Here is an 18,451-nt window from a genome sequence, read left to right on the forward strand (position 1 = left end):
TCACTGGCCTCCCGATCCGCCGAGCTTGTCACCCGACTGGATCTCTAGGATTTCAACCTCGTGGTCGACAAAGGTGTCAGTGAGTTTTGTCATGAAGGCTTTTCTGGAAGTACCTGGGCTCATGCGGAACACGACGGTGTATTCCTTGCTGTCTGGTGCCTTACTGGAGGCCACAACGCTCCACTGTGGGTGCACCAGCTCCAGTTCGACGACTTCACCGCTGTGGCACGAAGGGCACTCGGGCGCACGATTTCCTGCTGGCATGACCGCAGTGAAAGGGTGGTGGTGGCCGCAAGTGCGGCACTCATGAGTTATGCAAAGAGGTTTATTGCGCGCGCTCATGATCGAGCTCCTTGCCATGCGGCGGCTGAGAGGTTTTCGAAACGAGTGTGTTGGGCGATGAAGGCCGTTCGGACTGTGCCGAGTGAGCCATTCCGATGCTTACCAAGAATCAGCTCGGCGATGCCTTTGTGGTCGGTGTCAGCGTTATAAACCTCGTCCCGATACACGAAGAGAATCAGATCCGCGTCCTGCTCAAGCGCGCCCGAGTCACGAAGGTCAGCATTGATGGGGCGCTTATTAGGGCGTCTCTCAAGCTCTCGATTTAGTTGGGAAAGCGCGACAACTGGGCAGTCGAACTCCTTGGCGAGCGCTTTAAGCGAGCGTGATATTTCGCTGATTTCGTTGGCCCGATTTTCTTTACCTGGACATTTCATCAATTGCAGATAATCGATCAATATCAGAGATGGCTTTCCGAAGCGCCGTGCACCCCTGCGTGCTCGTGCACGGATTGATGAAGGAGTCAGGTCAGCTTGGTCATCGATTACAAGGCGATTCCCATATGAGTTGATCTTTGCCACTGCCATAGAGAGCTTTGGCCAGTCCTCATCGTCGAGCTGGCCACGTATCAATTTCTCCAGGTTCAGATGCCCCAGGATTGAGATGAGCCTGAACATGATCGCCTCGGCGGGCATCTCGATGCTGTAGATCTGAACGGTGGACTCCGGTTTTTTTTGAAGCGCCGGGTCAACGAAGTTGAGCGCTAAGCTGGTTTTGCCCATGGCTGGCCTAGCAGCGAGGATTATCAGATCCGCTGCCTGCAGCCCACCGGTCAGCTCATCAAGATCGTCAATTCCTGTAGGGACACCTACAACCGACTCTCCGGCGTTGAAGCGATGATCGATCTTGTCGACCACTTGCATCAGCATCTGGTTGACATCCACAAAGTCGGAAGTCTGCCGACCTTGTCCCAATGCAAACAGCTGCTGCTCGATGATGTCCTGCACCTCAGACGCATTCGCTTGAGGATCTGAAGCCTCCCGGGTGCATGCATAGCCGTGTGAAATAATCCGGCGTAAATGAGCTCGGTTACTCACTGTTTCTGCATAAGCCTTAATGTTGGCCACAGAAGGAGTGTTTTTGGCGAGCTCACTGAGATAAGCCAAGCCCCCAGCAGCATCTATAGCCGCAATGGAGTCGGAAACCGTGACCACGTCAAATGGCCTGTTCGATTCAGCCAGCCCAGCAATGCTCTGGAATATCAGACGGTGCTCGGCCCGGTAGAAGTCATCGGCTTTGATACGGTCTGCGATCATGTCCCAGGACTCGTTATCAAGCATGAGTCCGCCAAGCACAGCTTGTTCGGCTTCCACGGAGTGGGGAGGTGACATATGAGAAATGTCCATCAAGCCCTCCCGATTCTTGCCGGGGACTGGGAGTGCTGATCGACGCCTCTGTGCAACGCGGCTCTAGCACCTTGCGTCCAGCCCTGATGTTGAGATTTCAGGTCGTGGCCCTTAACAGATGTAGGCTCAAGCTCTTTTTCGACTACGGTGGGGTGGTGCAGGCTGAGGTAAGCGCTTATCGCTTGCTGAGCTTCAGCGTTTTGTCGACCGGCGAATTTGTAAACGTTGCTGGCCACCGCATTGATCCATGCTTCCGCAAAAATCCGTCCACGTCGTCTTTTGGTGGTTGGATTGCAGCGTTTGAGCTGCGATACGTGCTGACGACGCGCCGAAACAAGCTGCAGATGAAGCGCGGAATAGGCATAGCTGGCAAGATCTGGCGATACTCCCAAACCGATGAACTTGAAATGCCAGTCTCCAGGCCGCGCTTGGTAAGCAATGCAATCGCAGTCGAAAGCGCTCGCGCATGTTCTTGCCAGACTGTGCAGCCAACTTGCAGGCGCTCGCTTCGTACCCGCAGTTGCTGAGGCCTCGCAGGCGAGGTGGGCGTCCACCTCAAGCTCTTCGAGGTTGTACTGCTCCATTAGCTTGCGGCCTTGCCGAAGGGCTGTCTCAGCCTCATTTGGGGATGCACCCGCAGAGCGAGCCAAAGCGAAGCACTTGATGACTTTGTCGATTATCCGTTGGCGGTCAATGCTCATGGCCGTACCTCCGGTACTGTCTCAAGTGCCAGAGCCTCTTTCCAGAGTCTGAGGGTCTCACTTTCATCAGCAGTGAGCTCGGCTTTAGCCCGCTCTTCCCGGGCTTTTGACTTCAGAATGGCAAGCCGGTCCTCGACATCAGATCCATCGTTGTAAGAGATGTTATTAGTCAGTGCCTCAACGAACTGGTGACGAAGTGAGTCCAGGCAACTGACTCGATAAGCTGTCAGGCTGGTCCAACCTATCAGTTGGCTAAACGGCGTCAGTAGATCGCGTCTGACTCTGCTATTGAGCTCGACTGCGGTGTAGAAACCGTCGTATACGCCAATACGGTTGAATAACAGCACTGTTTTGAGGAGCTCAAGTTTCTGGTCCAGGCTCTCAGTGGGCAGGGGATATGTAGCAGCAATCAGTAGTTTCGCTCTTGCGTTGCGCGCGTCCTGCCGACGTTTGGCCGCTTTCTCGTCGCGGACACGTTTTTCCTTGGCATGCTCGACATGAGAGTTGACTGATTCAAGGAGCTGCGCGGCCTGAGTGAGCAGTTCACGCTGTTCTACGCTCAAGTAATCACCGAGTCGGCTAATCAAGCCGCGGCCCATCTGATGGCCGGAGCTTAAATTGCGGAGCTCACGTGACGTGTTCGTAAGCTTGGTCTGAGCGGCGCGCAGCTGTGATGAGTTGTATTGCTCGTTGAGCTTGCGCATCAATTCCGGAGTAATCCCGGATGCGTCGGTGAAATGTGGCGTCCCCATTTCAGCGATCCTCTTTGACGATTTTCGCTACAGCCGACTCGGTCATGGCTTCAAAGAGGTCATTCCATTGTGGGAAAACCTCTATCACCAGTTCACGGATGATCTGAAGCGCACTCGGGGCTCGACGGTTGGACGGTTGTTTGTATTCGATCCGGTGCGCAGACATACCCGACGTCGATGCCTGCCGGAAAACTACTGAAGCAGGGACGGTGCTTTGAAGTACCTCGATCTCTTTGCTATCAGCGAAGGTCACTCTGATTGCGTCATGGATCTGGCGAGCGTCAACGGTCTGGTCGAGGCAGTTGACTACAACCTTGATTTGAGGGACGTGCAGGCCAAGCCTCGAGTAAGGACGCAGTCCGTCAAGCATTTGCAACGTCCCACGGTTAAACTCGCGGGCGCTGAGCATGTTCGGTGGCAACGGGGATACAGCAAGATCTGACGCTAAAACCACCATCTCCAACATGACGCTTCGTGCGCCCTGGGTGTCAATGAGAATCAGGTCGAAATGACCCTCGAAAGCTTTCAGCAGAGAAGCCAATCGCAGACGACCATCCGCAGCCTGAAGCAGGAGGCTAATCAACTGGTTGTTGGGGTCGTTTGACAAGATCAAGGACAGATTCGGGATGCTTGTCCTCGATATGATTCGCTCTGGATCAGTCAGGTTATGTGCGATGAGGTCGAATATGCCGCCGCTGACTTCCTGTGCCATTGGGTAATAGGAGGAAAGTGAAGGCTGCACAGGGTCCATGTCGATGAGGAGGACCCTCAAGCCGGCGTCGGCGCAGAAGCCGCCGATGTTGGCAGCCAAAGTGGTTTTACCGACACCACCTTTGGTGGACAAAAGCGAGGTTATGTACATGATTTAAAGCCTCTAATGGGGACATTAGAGACTGCGGATTGGATCCAGAGCCTTCATCAGGAGGTTCTGCCTAAACTGAGGGAGTGAAACCAATTGGCTTTTAACCAATTGGTCGTAGGTTCGAATCCCACACGACCCACCATTTTTGGTCAGTTTGTATCTGGCTGGATCTTAGGGAGTGATGCCACAAGCGTCACCCAAATAGAAAACGCCTCCTCGGAGGTGTTTTTTAGCATCATCGGGGTATAGCGCAGTCCGGTAGCGCGCCTGCTTTGGGAGCAGGATGTCAGGAGTTCGAATCCCCTTACCCCGACCATTTTCGCCCAGCTGTATCAGGGTTGAAGATCAGAGCTCAAAAACAGTTGTTTTGAGTTCAACAGAAAAGGCGTCCTTCGGGACGCCTTTTTTGTTTGGGGTTTATAGCTACAACACCCATGAAGCGATCAGTACTTCGTACGGCTGACCCCGCCTGTAAGACTGCGTATACGCTGTCTGGCTACGCACAACCGTCTCAAGGCGAACCCCGGCTTCCCACGATCCCACAGTAGTTATCCCTGGTTTACACCATGTCTGTTGATTGGGTGGCCGCGCTAGCCACACCCACCAGCGACACTTCCGCGGTTGGCGCAAAAATCATATCGTTGTTGCCCAGATCCTGGGTCCAGTCGCCGGTGAGGGCAATCTCAAACCGATGGCCCTGAGCGTCAGGTTCCACATCCTTGAGGTAGGTGCGGTCCAGATCCGTGTTATAGGCCATCTTCAGCGTAGTGCCGGTACCGTCACCGAATCCTGTGTAACCCAGCGCCGACACATCGATCTTGTCGTTGTTGTCTGCGAACCGGACAATCAGGTCCACGAAGCTCTGGCTGTCCGTGCGGTAGCTGTCAGTGGCTGCCGTGTAGCGGAATACGTCAGCGTCATTGATGCCATTACGGCCATAGACCGAAAGGTTCGGGTCGTCGCCGCCGATCAGCAGGTCGGCGCCTGCGCCTCCGATGATCACATCCGAGCCTCTGCCGCCGTCGATACGGTCATTGCCGGCAAGGCCATAAATGACTTCCGACATTGCGCTCCCCGTGATTACGTCCTTGCCAGCCGTTCCTTCGACGACGGGGGCTGTGAACACCAGGTTGGTGCTGTTCAACTGCCCCGTCAGGTTGCCTTCAAACGCCAGTTCGAAGCGCTGTCCGTTGGCGTCGGCATCGAAGCTTTTCAGGTATGTGCGAGTGCCCTCGGCGTTGGCCTGGATGGCCAGCGTGCCATTGTGGCCATCGCCAATGCCGGTAAAGCCCAACGCAATCAGATCGACACGGTCCTGAGCGGCATCAAAGTCCAGAATCCGGTCGCTGCCTGTTTCGGTAGCGGTACGGTAGCTGTCGCTGATCTGGGTGAAGCGGAAAATATCTGAGCCCGTCCCGCCTGCCAGCACGTCACGGCCACCCCCGCCTTGCAGCACATCGTCTCCGCCCAGGCCGCGGATAATCTCGGCCGTGTCGTTGCCAATCAGGTGGTTGGCCTGGCTGGATCCGTCCACGTGGTATTGGCCGTCCTGGCTGCCGAAGGTGGTATCCAGGCTGCCATCGGCGTTCAGACGGGTGATCACGTCGCCGGCGATAAGGATTTTGCCATCGGGCTGAACGATTGCCGAGTGGGCATAGTTCGACGCGCCTTGGGGTACCTGGATTGTCAGCTTGCCATCGTCACTAAAGGAGGTGTCGAACGAGCCATCCGCATTCAGCCGCAGTACGTTGAAGGCGTTATTGTCGTTACTCTCGCCGGCCACGATGATCTTGCCATCGGCTTGCACGGTTATCGCAGCGCGGTAGTCCAGCCCCAGCGCGGTATCGAAGTACACCACGCCGTCCACGCCAAACGCGGTATCCAGGCTGCCGTCGGCTGCAAGTCGCTGAACGGCATAAACCGGATCGCCCGGGTCGTGAGGGCCGTCGGCGCCCACGTACAGCCAACTGCCGAGCAATACGCTGCCGTCGGGCTGCACAACGGTGGCGATATTACCGGTGCCGTAATACCCGGTCGGGTTGAGGACAAGTGCGCCGTTGACACCGAAATCCTCGACCGGAGCCCCGGTGCTGTCCAGCTTGAACACGATCGCCTGGGACGTGCCGCGAAGGCTGACGTACACCGAGCCATCTGCTGTGGCGTAAATAGCCATTCCATCGGTGCCGAACGGGACATCAAGGCCCGCGGCACCGCCATTGCCGAATGTGGTATCCAGGGTGCCATCCACGTTAAAGCGCTCTACCTTCAAACCGCCAAGCCCTGGCTGTGCTGATAGCACTTTACCGTCGGCCTGTACCGCCATTACGTAGTAAGCATAATCTTCCGGGTCCAGGTTGCCGGGCACGAGGGCAATTCCCTCTTGGCCGAAGCTGTTGTCCAGGCTGCCGTCACTGTTGAGGCGCACCGCCGTGTAGCTGCCGCGCGTGCCATAGCTTTCATCGCCCGGCGAGCCAGGGTAGCCAATGGCAGTCTGGAAGCTTTCACCGCCGACAAGGATCTTGCCGTCAGGCTGAAGGATGATGCTCCAGTTTGAATCGCCACCCGTGGAGGGGTCGACCTGCACTGTCCCCGGGCCTGTTCGCACGGTGTAGTTGATGGTGGCCTTGCTATCGATTGACGCCATGACATTGTCCTTTAGGCATGGAACCCGAACGGATTGGGAAGGGGCTTGCACGGATCCTCTGGATCTGACCTTGGCAGGATGGATAAATGCGAACGTTTTGTGTTCTGCGGGCAGCACACCGTGTCAACTGCACACTTGCGGCAGGGCTCCAATATTGAGCAAGCGGCTAGAAGCGTTAGTTGATCGGGGTCGATCATCAGAGATGAGCGCGAGTGGTTGCGTGCTGCCGGCGAAATGCACTGAACGCCTCCGCCCAGTCTGACTCCAAATCTTGCCCCGGCGCTCAAAGCCAACGCATCACGTCGATGGGTGCTTGAATCCTCTGCCCAATCAAGGAATTCCCATGACCGACCCACGTAACGTCGCCCACGACAAAAAAGTTCAGCAAGAGAAAAAGAACCACGGCGAAGAAATTGCGCCCAACGCTGAACACGCGCCTCAGCCAGGCATGAAGCCAGCACTCAAGCATGACGACGATGACAAGCAAGACGAGCAAGCTTGAGCCAGGTATAAGCCTGACTTGAAGATTGAGCTCAACAGAAAAGGCGTCCCCAGGGACGCTTTTTTTTGTTCAAGGATAAATTTTCAGCCGAGACCGCTTTGAACATAGGGCACCTCGCTGAAGACGTCGGTAGGCTCTATGAGCAGATAGCCCCGCAGTTGTTTGCTTTTTCGCAGTCCTTTGACAGGCATGTCCAGGTATTCAAGCCTGCTTTAGCCAGTCGCGCCTGCAGCTTAAATAGCCCAGCTCAATAGTCTTGGGCGGATGCATCAAGCAAGCTGGGCAGTGCCGTGCGTGGTGATACAAGTATCGGTGCGACCTTGTACAGCCGAACCTCTGGCTCGGGTTGGTCGATGAGTTCAAAGGCCAGCTCAAGGATGCGTTCGACGTTCTGTCGCATCATGTAGACCGGGAAGGGCAGGAAAGAGGCGAAGGGGTCGTAGTCGAAGCAGCCCACCACCAAGTCCGCGACAGGGTCCGTCGACTGCTGCGGCAGCACGCCGAGCAGGCCCTCCAGGTTGATGGTGGAGTTGATGAACACCCCTCTCGGCAACCGCCCATGGCATTGGACGTGAGCGGTCAGGGCCTGGCGGGTCATGGCTGGCGAATAGCCGGGGGCGCTGAAGACGTCGTCGCTGGTGGCTTCGCCGAAATGCGCTCGCTTGGCGGCCAGAAATCCGCCGATCCGTTCCCGGCTGGCATAGTCGGAGTAGCCGCCGAACAGGCAGAGATCCGTCGATGACAGGTCGCTGATGGGCGCCAGTTCGCTGAGGATTGCCTGCGTCAGCTCGAAGGCGCCGGCGTAGTTGTCACTGGTGATCGATGGGGCGAGGGTACCCGGCAGGTCGAGATTGAGATGCCGCACGCCGGCACGCGCGCAGGCGCCGTGGATGCTGTCCGGATCGGTAGCGCCGACGATGAATAGCTCGTCGATGGAGTAGGCCAGCAGCGACTCCACGGTACTAAGCTCCAATTGCGGATCGCGGCAGCCGCTGACGACCAGCGGGCAGAGGCCACGCGCCCGGACGCGTGCCTCGAAGCCTTGCGCCAGTGCGGAAAAGAAACGGTTGTCGTAGAGCGGCAGCATCAGCCCGACCAGGCCGGAACGAGACTGCCGCAGGCCACGGGCCTGCAGGTTGGTGCTGTAACCATGTTCGTCAGCGAGAGACTGGATGAGCTGCGCCGTCGCCTCCTTGATCCGTCGTTTTCGCCAGGAGCCGTTGAGCACCGCGCTGACGGTGGAAGCGGAAGAGCCCGAAAGCTGAGACAGATCGTAGATGGTCGCTTTCTTCTTGCTGCTAGGGGGCATCACAGAGCTTTTCCATTGGTCGCAAAGTCACTTGACAGTGGTAGAAGTCGAGGAGTAAATCTTATTGCACCATCGATTGTGCAATTTACGCAGCATCGTCGATGGGATTGCAATCTGGTCTGCAATGCTGTGCCGCTGGCCATATCCATCTTTCGTCGGATCTCGTGATCGGCGTCGGTCGGGTGTGTGTCGTCAGGTAGGGGAGTATAGCGATCCTGAGCCTCCCGCCGCAGCACACCCCACCCACCGGGCGGGGCCGCAGTCTACGAATAGCCCGGTTCAAAGCCCTATCCAAGGATAACAAGAAAATGGCGCGAATCTTCAAGCTCTCCCGGCTCTCCCGCACCGTGCTGGCATTTGCCGTCGGCACCAGTCTGGCCGCCTCCGGTCTGCAGGCGGCCCCGCCCGCGGCATCGCCGGTGGCTTTCCTCATGCCCGACCAGAGTTCCACCCGTTACGAAGAGCACGACTTGCCAGGCTTCCAGCGACAGATGAAGACGGTCTGTGCCGACTGCCGAGTGATTTACCAGAACGCCAACGGCGACGCCTCCCGTCAGCAGCAGCAGTTCAACGCCGCGCTGTCGCAGGGGGCCAAGGTCATCGTTCTCGATCCGGTGGATTCCAAGGCGGCGGGCTCCCTGGTCCGTCAGGCGCAGGCCCGTGGCGTCAAGGTCATCGCCTACGATCGACCGGTGACCTCGGTGCCGGTCGATTACTACGTGTCCTTTGACAACGAGGCGATTGGCAAGACAATCGCCACCTCGCTGGTACAGCACCTGCAGGCGCAGAAGGTCGATCCGCAGAGCGGTGGCCTGCTTGTGATCGGCGGCTCGCCCACCGATGCCGCTGCGGGGCTGATCAAGAAGGGCATCATGGCCGGGCTTGCCGAAGGCGGCTATCAGATCCTCGCCGATTACGACACGCCCGAGTGGGCACCCGCCAAGGCGCAGCAATGGGCCAGCGGCCAGATCACCCGCTTCGGCAAGCGCATCCTGGGCGTGGTGGCTGCCAACGACGGTACCGCTGGCGGTGCGGTGGCTGCTTTCAAGGCGGCCGGGGTGAGTCCGGTGCCGCCGATCACCGGCAATGATGCCACCGTGGCCGGCCTACAGCTGATCATTGCTGGCGACCAGTACAACACCATCTCCAAGCCCAGCGAGATCGTCGCCAGCGCGGCGGCTGATGTTGCGGGCGAGTTTATCGCTGGCAAGACGCCCAAGCCTGAGACCACGCTGTATGACGCGCCGTCGCGGTTGTTCGTGCCGACTCTGGTCACGGCCGAGAATTTGAAGGCGCAGATTATAGATCAACGTGTGGCCGGCCAACCGATCCAGACCGCTGCCCAGCTGTGCACGGATCGTTATGCCGCGGGTTGTCAGAAACTGGGCATCAAGCCCTGATGACATTGCGCGGGCGGGGCAAGCGCGGTAATTGACGGACAGCCGCCTTGCTCAGCTCGCGCTGACTTCTTACGTCCTGCTGGACATCAACAACAATACAAGGGAGTCAAACATGGCTGATCATCCCGGCCAGACGGTCCCGCGCGAGCCCGTATTGAGCTTGCGTGGTATCTGCAAGAGCTTCGGTGCGATCTCGGTGCTATCCGATATCGACCTGGACCTGTATCCCGGCGAAGTGGTGGCCCTGGTCGGTGACAATGGCGCCGGCAAGTCCACCCTGGTCAAGATCATCTCTGGCGTTCACCAGCCCACCTCCGGTTCGCTTAAGGTGGGCGGGCAGGCGGTGAGCCTTGCCAGTCCCGCCCAGGCCCAGGCGCTGGGTATCGCTACAGTGTTCCAGGACCTGGCGCTGTGCGAGAACCTCGACGTCGTGGCCAACATGTTTCTTGGCCGCGAACTGCACCCGTGGGCCCTGGACGAGACCACCATGGAGGTCCGTACCTGGAAGCTACTGGGCGAACTATCGGCGCGCATTCCCAGCGTGCGGCTACCCATCGCCGCGCTCTCCGGCGGGCAGCGGCAGACGGTGGCCATCGCAAGGTCGTTGCTGCTTGAACCCAAGGTCATCCTGCTCGACGAGCCCACCGCTGCTCTGGGCGTGGCCCAGACCGCCGAGGTACTCAACCTCATCGAACGGGTGCGCGACCGGGGGCTGGCGGTGGTGGTCATCAGCCACAACATGGAAGACGTGCGGGCCGTGGCCGATCGCATCGCCGTGCTGCGTCTTGGGCGCAACAACGGTATTTTCGCCCCGGACGTGAGCAGCCAGGAGCTGATCGGCGCGATCACCGGGGCTGACGACAATTCGGTCTCGCGGCGCGCTCTGCGCCGTCAGGCCGCCACCCTCGAAACCAGTCAGGAGCAGCCGTCATGAGCCAGACCAACGAAACGGCGGCGTTACTCGACCGGAGCGACAGCCGCGTCAACCAGACCGTGGGCCTGGCCGCCAGCCTCAAGGCCACGGCCGAGCGGATTCGCGCCGGAGACCTCGGACCGCTGCCAGTAGTGATCGGCCTGGTGGTGATCTGGACCGCCTTCGGCGTTTTGAATCCGGTGTTTCTCTCCAGCGCCAACCTGTCCAACCTGCTGTTCGACGCCGCTACCGTGGGCATCATTTCTCTTGGTGTTGTGTGCGTGCTGATGGTGGGGGAGATCGATCTGTCCGTGGGTTCCATCAGCGGCTTCGCGTCAGCGCTGGTGGGCGTTCTCTGGGTCAATCAGGGTTGGCCGGTGGGCTTGGCGATCCTTGCTGCCCTGGTCGCGGGTGCCCTGATCGGCAGCCTCTATTCGCTGCTGTTCACCCGCCTGGGCATGCCCAGCTTCGTAGCGTCTCTGGCGGGACTGCTGACGGTGCTGGGATTGCAGCTTCAGGTGCTTGGTAACGCCGGCTCCATCAACCTGCCGTACGACTCCTTCCTGGTGAGCTTCGGCCAACTCGACACCCTGCCGCCGCTTCTGGCCTACCTGCTGGCGGGGCTGACCGGCACGTTGCGGTTCGCCAATGGCTACCGGGAACGGGCGCGGCGGCGCCAGGCGCAGCTGTCATCGCCCTCGCTGGTCGGGCTGGCGCTGCAATCACTGGCCCTGACGGTCCTGCTCGGTTCTGTCGCCTACTACCTCAACCAGGATCGTGGGGTGCCGTGGATCTTCGCCTTCTTCGTCGCGCTGGTGGTGGCGATGAATTATGCCTTCACCCGGACCCGCTGGGGTCGCAGCCTGATGGCGGTGGGTGGCAATCGCGAAGCTGCGCGCCGCGCCGGTATCAATGTGCGGCGCATCTACACCTCGGCCTTTGTGCTGTGCGCCAGCCTGGCTGCGCTGGGCGGCATCCTCGCCGCGGCGCGGCTGGCCTCGGCCAGTCAGCAGGCGGGGACCGGTGACGTCAACCTCAATGCCATCGCCGCGGCGGTGATTGGCGGCACCAGCCTGTTCGGCGGTCGCGGCAGTGCCTACTCCGCCTTGCTCGGGGTGATCGTTATCCAGTCTATCGCCAGCGGCCTGACCATGCTCGATCTGTCCTCGGCGCTGCGCTACATGATCACCGGTGCCGTTCTGGCGCTCGCGGTCATCATCGACGCCCTGGCGCGCCGTTCGCGGGCTGTCCACGGGCGGGCGTGACGCTGACACCCCACTTTCGAATGCAGAAATGCAGAGGTGAACACATGAACCAGAAACTATCCATGAAAGTCGCCGCCATCACCGGCGGTGCCTCCGGTATCGGCCTGGCGTGCGCCAAGGAAATGCTCGCCGCCGGTGCCCAGGTGGCGTTGATAGACCGCTCTCGCGAAGGCCTGGAAAAGGTCTGCGTCGAGCTGGGCCCGAACGCCTTTCCCGTGGTGGTGGACCTGCTTGATCCGGACAGCGTCAAGACCATGCTGCCGCAGATCCTCGAGCGCTTCGGCCGACTCGACATCTTCCACGCCAACGCCGGCGCCTACATCGGCGGCGAAGTTGCGGATGGCGATCCAGATCAGTGGGATCGCATGCTTAACCTGAACATCAACGCCGCCTTCCGGTCGGTGCAGGCGGTGCTGCCACACATGATCGAAAGGGGCAGTGGCGACATCATGCTGACCAGCTCCATCGCCGGACTGATCCCGGTGGTATGGGAGCCGATCTACACGGCGTCCAAGCATGCCATCCAGGCCTTCACTCATAGCCTGCGTCGGCAATTGATTAAACATGGTATTCGCGTCGGCGCGGTGGCGCCCGGGCCGGTGGTCACCGCGTTGATCAGCGACTGGCCGCAATCCAAGCTCGACGAGGCCAAGGCGTCGGGTGCCCTGATGGAGGCCAACGAGGTCGCCGAAGCGGTGCTGTTCATGCTGACCCGGCCGCACAACGTGGTGGTCCGCGATCTGGTCATCATGCCCTTCAGCGTGGACCTTTAATGCCATGAGCCGACATTTCATAGGTGTCGATGTGGGAACTGGCAGCGCGCGGGCAGGCGTGTTCGACGCCAGCGGGCGGCTGCTTGCCGCGGCCAAGGCTCCGCTTGAGATCTGGCATGGCGGTGGACAGCGGGTCGAGCAGTCGGCTGAGCAGATCTGGCAGGCCATTGTCAGCAGCGTCCGCGGCGCGCTGGACAAGGCTGGCGTCGGGGCCGAGGCTATCGCTGGCATCGGCTTCGATGCCACCTGCTCGCTGGTGGTGGTAACGGCCGCGGGCGATCCGGTCGGCGTCGGCGACTCAGGCGACGACCAGCGCAATGTCATGGTCTGGATGGATCATCGCGCCACGGCGGAGGCGATCGAGATCACCGCGACTGGCCATCCGGTACTGCGCTACGTAGGGGGGCGCATGTCGCCGGAGATGGAAACGCCCAAGCTGCTCTGGCTCAAACGTCATCGGCCACAGGCTTTCGACCGCGCCGGGCATTTCTTCGACCTGGCAGACTATCTCACCTGGCGTGCCACCGGCGACCTGGCGAGGTCGGCCTGCACCGTCACCTGCAAGTGGACCTATCTGGCCCACGAGCAACGCTGGGACGCCTCCTATTTCGAGACCATAGGGCTTGGCGAACTGGCAGAAGAAGGTTTCGTACGGCTTGGCACGCGCATCGTCGAACCCGGTACGCCCTTGGGCCAAGGGCTCTGCCCGAGCGCGGCAGCCGAGTTCGGCCTGCTGCCGGGCACGGCGGTGGGCGCGGCGCTGATCGACGCCCATGCTGGCGGGGTCGGCTCCCTCGGCGGTGCCTCCCCCGATGGGCAGACGGCGGTCACGCAGCGTCTGGCCTATATCTTCGGCACCTCGGCCTGCTCCATGGCATCCAGTCCGGTGCCGGCCTACGTCGATGGCGTCTGGGGCCCGTATTACTCGGCTATGCTGCCGGGGCTCTGGCTCACCGAGGGCGGGCAGTCGGCGGCGGGGTCGGCCATCGATCACCTGGTCTCTCTGCATCCGGCAGTAGGAGAAGCACGCGAGACGGCCGAGCGACAGGGCCAGACGCTGCTTGCCTGGCTCGAAGCTCAGGTGGCGCCCCTCGGCAGCGCGGCGCTGAACCTGGCCGACGGTCTGCACGTGGTGCCCGAATTCCTCGGTAACCGTTCGCCGTTCGCTGATCCCGATGCCCGTGCGGTGCTCGCTGGGCTGACCCTGGATCGGGAGCTGGAGGGACTTCCCGGCTTATACGTCGCTGGCCTCTGCGGCATCGCCTACGGTCTGCGGCAACTGCTCGAAGCCTTGGCGCGTGACGGTATCCCTATCGAGCTGATCGTTGCCAGTGGCGGTGCAGCCCAGAGCGATTTCGTCCGGCAGTTGCTTGCCGATGCCACCGGTGTACCGGTGGCGGTTAGTGATACCGAGGAACCGGTATTGCGAGGGGCGGCCATGCTGGGTGCCGTTGCTGCTGAAGCGGGTCTACGTCTGCTTGATGTCATGGAACGCATGGCGAGCCTGGACCGCGTGTTTACACCGGTACAGGGAGCGCTCGCAGACCAGCATCGCAGGCGCTACGCTGCGTTCGAGGTTCTTCAGGCAGCTGAACGAGAAGTACGATCTATCTTCATTCGAGAGTGAGTTCGACCCTGAAGTCCGTGATGAGCCTGCTCAACAAAAAAGGGTCCAGACGCCCCGTTTTCGGTGCTGTACTGGACCCTTGGCGATCAAGCTTGCTCCCACGGCCTCCGGCCAGAATCGAGAGCAGACTTGTGTATAACGCCGAGCGCTACAACTACGGTCAGAAGCGAACGGTCACGCCTGCATTGACCGAATGGAAGCGCGTGTCGGTACCGAACTGCCCCTGGTAGGACAGGTCCAGATCGGTCTGCCTGTTCAAGCGCAGTTTCGCGCCCACTTCAGTCAAGGCGGTGTTGCGCGTTTGAGCGACGCCCTGCACTTCGAAGACTGGACCGCCGGCGAAAGACTGGACGTTGCGCGGGTCCAGGTCACCGTAGGCGCGTCGCCATCCTACTGAGCCGTAAACCTGCGTATTGACGTTCGCCACATTGATGCTCGACGACGCGCGCAGACCCAGTGTCGAGAAGAAGGTGTCCTGTTTATCGCTGGACACGTCCAGTGCGGCTGGCCCGCCTTTTTCGTGCAGGTCTTTGGCGTCGTAGCGCACGTAGGAAAGACCGGCGAAAGGCTCCAGAGCCATGCTGCCGACCGGTATGCGGTAGGCCGCCTCACCACTTGCCTGCAGCGACTGGGCGTTGCGCTTGCCGGTCAAGTGATCACTGAATCCGGCAAACGCCACATTCCGCTCACTCTCCAGCTTGTGCCAGGTGTAACCGACGTCAGCACTGAGGCGCAGGGTATCGATCTGGCCACCGGTGTAGAGGCCCAGATGATAGTTGTCGCTGTGACCGTCTGCATCGCTGTCATCGGCGTCGAACTTCGAACGGCTGTAGCCAGCGTAGACGCCACCGCGCCAATCCGGTGTGAAGCTACCATCGGCCCCGAACAGCAGGCCGCCAGTGCTTTGGTGCAGACCACCGGCACCGTTATTGCCGCTTGTCTTGGTCCAGTTGCCGAATGGCTGCACCCAGGCACCGTTTTGCGTGGTCGGTGTGCTTGGCATCAGATTGAGTGCCATGGCAGGCATGCGCAATGTTCCCGTATCCAGCAGATTACGCATGCGGGTGCCCAACACTCCGGACACCACTTGGCTATTGGCGATCAGGGCTGTTGAAGTACTGCCAAGGTAGTCGCCAGACAGTTGATCGGCTGCGTTGCGAGCGCTTTCGGCATCCAGAACCAGCAGGTTGTTGTAGAGGCGCAGGGGCTCACCGCTTTGCTCGAGTACGCTCAGCGCGCCAGCGGTATTGAACTGGTTTTGAGTCAGCATGACCGTCTGAAAGATGCCTGGTGTTGGTGCGGGTTCTGGAGTGGGCGTAGGTGTAGGCTCTGGTGTTGGTGTCGGCTCAGGAGTTGGAGTTGGCTCCGGTGTTGGAGTTGGAGTCGGGGTTGGCGTAGGTGTCGGCTCTACGCTTTTTTGCTCGATGGTGAGGTTCAGATCATTGGCGGTACGCTGCAGTCCGACATTCAGGAACGCCGAGTTGGTCAGCGCCTGGGCATAGGCGGTCCCTGCGGCGGCACCGTCGACCACACCGCCCTGAGCAGAGAGCAAGGTGTAAGTTCTGCCGCTCTGATAGCTTTGCGCAGGATCCAGCGCAGTCACGTTGACCTGCGTACCGCGCAGGGTGGCTGTGCCGCTGACGTTGATCTTGTCTGCTCTACCGTCGCCTGCGATGTCCGCGGCGTAACGTGAGCCAGCGGCCATGTCGAGGTCGCCTTGTATGGTCAGCGCACCTATGGCGCTTTCGCCGGGCGACAGGGTACCGCCGGAAGCTACCTGCGTAGTACCCACCTGACCGACGCCGGCCAGAACACCTCCGTCCAGTACCTGGGCGCTGTTGGTATACGTCCCGAACTCGGTGCGCCCGGCAATACCGTTGACCACCAGGGTGCCGTTGCCTACGTTAAACCGCGAAAGGCTTTGGGTCGTGGCTGTATTGCCGCGCTGATTGACCTGGTCGACGTTCCCCGACAGCACCAGTCGCCCGCCGCGCACAACGACGCTGCCGGCCAGCCCGGTAAGGTCGCCGCTCAAGGTGGTATTGCCGTTGAACGCATACACTCGGCCCGTTCCGTTCAGCGTGTTGGCAACCTGCAGATCAGTATCGGTATGGTTGAACGCCAAATGCCCCCCGTTGCCGGTGCCGAAATTAATGGCGGTTTGCGGGTCCAGTCGGCCGGCCGCCTGAGCTGTTCCGGCAGTCGTCGAATCGATATCGGTACGGTTGGGGTCGGTCACGACCGGACCGCCCACAGCAAGCGTGCCGCGTGTCGGATTGTTGATGCTGCTGATGGTGCTGATGAGAATACCGTTGGTAGAACTCAGCTCGGCACCGTCGGACAGCGTCAGGTAAGTGCGAGAGTCACTGGTGCCGAGCGTCATGCTTTGCGCTGCCAGGCGGGTGCCTTGTCCGGAAATACTCACCTGATTGCTGCGGCCGATGATGGCCGAACCCAGTAAGAGCGAGTCGGTGGTCAGTACTGCGCCGTTATCGAGAGTAAGGTTGTTTCTGTTTCTGAACGCGCCACTGTTGTCCCAGCGGGTTCCGGCGCCGGAAAGATTGACGACGGAGTCGATGTCTACCTGCTGGCTGTTGATCTTGCCACCATCATTGGCCGTTATGCTCGACCTGTAGACAAACACCCCACCGGCTTCGATATTGACCGCGTCGACCAGGGAGTTCTGGCCACTCACCAGCAACTGCGCGTTTGAAAATGCGTTGGAGCGAGCGCCGTTGACATCACCCAGATCCAGATCCCGCACCGACACCTGACCCCCGTTGCGCACGTTCAGGTCGCCTTGACCGACCCCACCGACAACGATCGTGTTACCCAGTACAAATGAGGTACGCGGTACTACCCAGCGCGAACCGGCCCCTTCGACTATGACGCTGGCCTGGGCCGGGTTGACGCCGGTACTGCTGGCTTGGCCAACAATGTTGCCGCCTTCGCTGGTCACGGTTGCGCCACTGTTGATGGTGAGGCTGGAAGAGTTGCCGTCAGTTGACCGCACCTCGATCGAGCCATCAATGACGCGGTCGCTGTTAAAGGTTTCCTGACCATTGGTAAGAACGTAATCCGCTGCCTGAGCATCTGGAAGCAGTGCAAGAGTAACCGCAAAAGCAAGCGGGGATAGTTTGAATAAGGGGTTCATAGCGACTCCAGATACTCCATAAAGACCACAAGGGGTGGCTGCCAGCCCTGAGGGCTTAGGCGTTTCCGTTCGGCGGGGTGCCAACAACGGGAGTATTGAGAGGCGAAGGTTGAATGGAAATAGCACGCATGTACTAGTGGCACGTACGCGTATGCACTAGTGGCACACAGTAATGTCCGGTTTAATCAGTTGGCCAGTGATGACTTAGTGCATCTGTACTATTGATGTTCTGTTGCGCCGTGACTACGGTTGCGTGCGAAGTTATTCGACGTTAATTATTTAAATAATGAGTGGCAGCGTTAGGTGCCTGGTGTGCCAGTCAGTGGAGTGTGTGAATGAAAAGTGTAGCCTTGTTTCCGTTGATTCTGGCATTGTCTGGGTGTGCGGGGCTTGATCAGGCCATGTCAATGACCAATGGCGTTCTTGATCAAACGGGTGATGTACTGAGCGGGGATTTCAGAGGGCTGGCCGAAGCCAGAGAAACAACCTTGACAGAAATATGGCGCGATTGGCAGACCAATGAGGTCACCGCGAAAGAGAAATGGGACGCTCAAACACTGATCATTCCTGGCGTCGTACAGCGCATTACTAAAACCGGGACGGCGGTCGGTCAGAATCAGATTGCGGTCATCTTCAGCGATCCGTCCAATCCCAAATGCACGGGCCAGGGCTTGACCCGTGATGACCTGTTGGTCAACAAGAAAAAAATAAGCAGCTTCAAGAAGGGCGACAGGGTTCTTGTGAAAGGTGTGTTGGGCACCAGTGAATCAAAGTGGACCGACAATGATGCTTGCTGGCTGTCTTTTGACAAAGCCGAATTCACACTTCAGAAATAGAAGCCGTCAGCATAAAACCCGGACAATG

At 59.6% G+C, this 18,451-nt stretch carries 15 protein-coding genes, 1 tRNA gene and 1 pseudogene; 8 read left to right on the forward strand and 9 right to left on the reverse strand.

Features of this window, described 5'->3' with window-relative positions; translation table 11 throughout:
* Genes RYB09_RS11400 through RYB09_RS11420 form a run of 5 tightly spaced genes read right to left on the reverse strand, consistent with a single transcriptional unit; the run spans position 1 to position 4,000 of the window.
* Positions 1-342: a hypothetical protein gene (locus tag RYB09_RS11400; protein WP_019335176.1), complete on the reverse strand. Its 342-nt coding sequence runs from the start codon at positions 340-342 to the stop codon at positions 1-3.
* On the reverse strand, positions 339-1,685 hold the full coding sequence (gene dnaB, locus RYB09_RS11405) for a replicative DNA helicase (protein ID WP_316888464.1): 1,347 nt from the start codon (positions 1,683-1,685) through the stop codon (positions 339-341). Before dnaB ends, RYB09_RS11400 begins: the two co-directional genes overlap by 4 nt.
* A complete protein-coding gene (locus tag RYB09_RS11410) occupies positions 1,685-2,386 on the reverse strand; it encodes a DUF2786 domain-containing protein (protein ID WP_316888466.1) in 702 nt (233 codons plus the stop codon). The genes dnaB and RYB09_RS11410 overlap by 1 nt, the downstream gene beginning before the upstream one ends.
* The gene (locus RYB09_RS11415; RefSeq protein WP_316888467.1) at positions 2,383-3,138 is read right to left on the reverse strand and encodes a hypothetical protein; all 756 of its coding nucleotides are present in this window, start codon (positions 3,136-3,138) and stop codon (positions 2,383-2,385) included. Before RYB09_RS11415 ends, RYB09_RS11410 begins: the two co-directional genes overlap by 4 nt.
* Before the next feature lies 1 nt (position 3,139).
* Positions 3,140-4,000, reverse strand: coding sequence for a ParA family protein (locus RYB09_RS11420; protein WP_316888469.1), 861 nt, complete (start codon positions 3,998-4,000; stop codon positions 3,140-3,142).
* A 239-nt stretch (positions 4,001-4,239) separates the two neighbouring features.
* Here RYB09_RS11420 and RYB09_RS11425 point away from each other — a divergent pair.
* A tRNA-Pro gene (locus RYB09_RS11425) sits at positions 4,240-4,316 on the forward strand.
* A gap of 243 nt (positions 4,317-4,559) precedes the next feature.
* Here the strand turns inward: RYB09_RS11425 and RYB09_RS11430 are convergent.
* Positions 4,560-6,644, reverse strand: a complete 2,085-nt coding sequence (locus tag RYB09_RS11430; RefSeq protein ID WP_316888471.1) for a calcium-binding protein — start codon at positions 6,642-6,644, stop codon at positions 4,560-4,562.
* A gap of 343 nt (positions 6,645-6,987) precedes the next feature.
* On the opposite strand from RYB09_RS11430, the gene RYB09_RS11435 reads away from it, so the two are divergent.
* Entirely contained in the window at positions 6,988-7,146 is a 159-nt protein-coding gene (locus RYB09_RS11435) for a hypothetical protein (RefSeq protein WP_005732296.1), read from the forward strand.
* 83 nt (positions 7,147-7,229) lie between these two features.
* On the opposite strand, the pseudogene RYB09_RS27195 reads toward RYB09_RS11435, so the two are convergent.
* Positions 7,230-7,369: pseudogene (locus tag RYB09_RS27195) on the reverse strand (conjugal transfer nickase/helicase domain-containing protein); the annotation flags it as partial.
* Positions 7,370-7,393: 24 nt separating this feature from the next.
* Positions 7,394-8,455, reverse strand: a complete 1,062-nt coding sequence (locus RYB09_RS11440) for a LacI family DNA-binding transcriptional regulator (RefSeq protein WP_058408729.1) — start codon at positions 8,453-8,455, stop codon at positions 7,394-7,396.
* Between the two features lie 308 nt (positions 8,456-8,763).
* Between RYB09_RS11440 and RYB09_RS11445 the strand changes: the two genes are divergently transcribed.
* The 5 genes from RYB09_RS11445 (at position 8,764) to RYB09_RS11465 (ending at position 14,433) form a co-directional block, all read left to right on the forward strand.
* Positions 8,764-9,855, forward strand: a complete 1,092-nt coding sequence (locus tag RYB09_RS11445) for a sugar ABC transporter substrate-binding protein (protein WP_058400324.1) — start codon at positions 8,764-8,766, stop codon at positions 9,853-9,855.
* 112 nt (positions 9,856-9,967) lie between these two features.
* The gene (locus RYB09_RS11450) at positions 9,968-10,789 is read left to right on the forward strand and encodes an ATP-binding cassette domain-containing protein (protein WP_230017467.1); all 822 of its coding nucleotides are present in this window, start codon (positions 9,968-9,970) and stop codon (positions 10,787-10,789) included.
* Positions 10,786-12,033, forward strand: coding sequence for an ABC transporter permease subunit (locus RYB09_RS11455; RefSeq protein WP_316888475.1), 1,248 nt, complete (start codon positions 10,786-10,788; stop codon positions 12,031-12,033). The genes RYB09_RS11450 and RYB09_RS11455 overlap by 4 nt, the downstream gene beginning before the upstream one ends.
* Positions 12,034-12,077: 44 nt before the next feature.
* A complete protein-coding gene (locus RYB09_RS11460) occupies positions 12,078-12,806 on the forward strand; it encodes an SDR family oxidoreductase (protein WP_058400326.1) in 729 nt (242 codons plus the stop codon).
* A 4-nt stretch (positions 12,807-12,810) separates the two neighbouring features.
* On the forward strand, positions 12,811-14,433 hold the full coding sequence (locus RYB09_RS11465) for an FGGY-family carbohydrate kinase (RefSeq protein ID WP_316888477.1): 1,623 nt from the start codon (positions 12,811-12,813) through the stop codon (positions 14,431-14,433).
* A 160-nt stretch (positions 14,434-14,593) separates the two neighbouring features.
* Here the strand turns inward: RYB09_RS11465 and RYB09_RS11470 are convergent, their stop codons facing one another.
* Positions 14,594-17,587, reverse strand: coding sequence for an autotransporter domain-containing protein (locus RYB09_RS11470; protein WP_122259811.1), 2,994 nt, complete (start codon positions 17,585-17,587; stop codon positions 14,594-14,596).
* A 335-nt stretch (positions 17,588-17,922) separates the two neighbouring features.
* On the opposite strand from RYB09_RS11470, the gene RYB09_RS11475 reads away from it, so the two are divergent.
* On the forward strand, positions 17,923-18,423 hold the full coding sequence (locus RYB09_RS11475; RefSeq protein ID WP_004663667.1) for a hypothetical protein: 501 nt from the start codon (positions 17,923-17,925) through the stop codon (positions 18,421-18,423).
* The last annotated feature ends 28 nt before the right edge of the window (positions 18,424-18,451 follow it).

This window comes from Pseudomonas syringae group sp. J254-4 (assembly GCF_032586855.1).
Classification (GTDB): Bacteria; Pseudomonadota; Gammaproteobacteria; order Pseudomonadales; family Pseudomonadaceae; genus Aquipseudomonas; species Aquipseudomonas amygdali.

Bases quoted from the DNA above. Each gene is read 5' to 3' on its own strand.
- RYB09_RS11400 (WP_019335176.1), bottom strand. From the start codon at position 342: ATGAGCGCGCGCAATAAACCTCTTTGCATAACTCATGAGTGCCGCACT.
- dnaB (WP_316888464.1), bottom strand. From the start codon at position 1,685: ATGGACATTTCTCATATGTCACCTCCCCACTCCGTGGAAGCCGAACAA.
- RYB09_RS11410 (WP_316888466.1), bottom strand. From the start codon at position 2,386: ATGAGCATTGACCGCCAACGGATAATCGACAAAGTCATCAAGTGCTTC.
- RYB09_RS11415 (WP_316888467.1), bottom strand. From the start codon at position 3,138: ATGGGGACGCCACATTTCACCGACGCATCCGGGATTACTCCGGAATTG.
- RYB09_RS11420 (WP_316888469.1), bottom strand. From the start codon at position 4,000: ATGTACATAACCTCGCTTTTGTCCACCAAAGGTGGTGTCGGTAAAACC.
- RYB09_RS11430 (WP_316888471.1), bottom strand. From the start codon at position 6,644: ATGGCGTCAATCGATAGCAAGGCCACCATCAACTACACCGTGCGAACA.
- RYB09_RS11435 (WP_005732296.1), top strand. From the start codon at position 6,988: ATGACCGACCCACGTAACGTCGCCCACGACAAAAAAGTTCAGCAAGAG.
- RYB09_RS11440 (WP_058408729.1), bottom strand. From the start codon at position 8,455: ATGCCCCCTAGCAGCAAGAAGAAAGCGACCATCTACGATCTGTCTCAG.
- RYB09_RS11445 (WP_058400324.1), top strand. From the start codon at position 8,764: ATGGCGCGAATCTTCAAGCTCTCCCGGCTCTCCCGCACCGTGCTGGCA.
- RYB09_RS11450 (WP_230017467.1), top strand. From the start codon at position 9,968: ATGGCTGATCATCCCGGCCAGACGGTCCCGCGCGAGCCCGTATTGAGC.
- RYB09_RS11455 (WP_316888475.1), top strand. From the start codon at position 10,786: ATGAGCCAGACCAACGAAACGGCGGCGTTACTCGACCGGAGCGACAGC.
- RYB09_RS11460 (WP_058400326.1), top strand. From the start codon at position 12,078: ATGAACCAGAAACTATCCATGAAAGTCGCCGCCATCACCGGCGGTGCC.
- RYB09_RS11465 (WP_316888477.1), top strand. From the start codon at position 12,811: ATGAGCCGACATTTCATAGGTGTCGATGTGGGAACTGGCAGCGCGCGG.
- RYB09_RS11470 (WP_122259811.1), bottom strand. From the start codon at position 17,587: ATGAACCCCTTATTCAAACTATCCCCGCTTGCTTTTGCGGTTACTCTT.
- RYB09_RS11475 (WP_004663667.1), top strand. From the start codon at position 17,923: ATGAAAAGTGTAGCCTTGTTTCCGTTGATTCTGGCATTGTCTGGGTGT.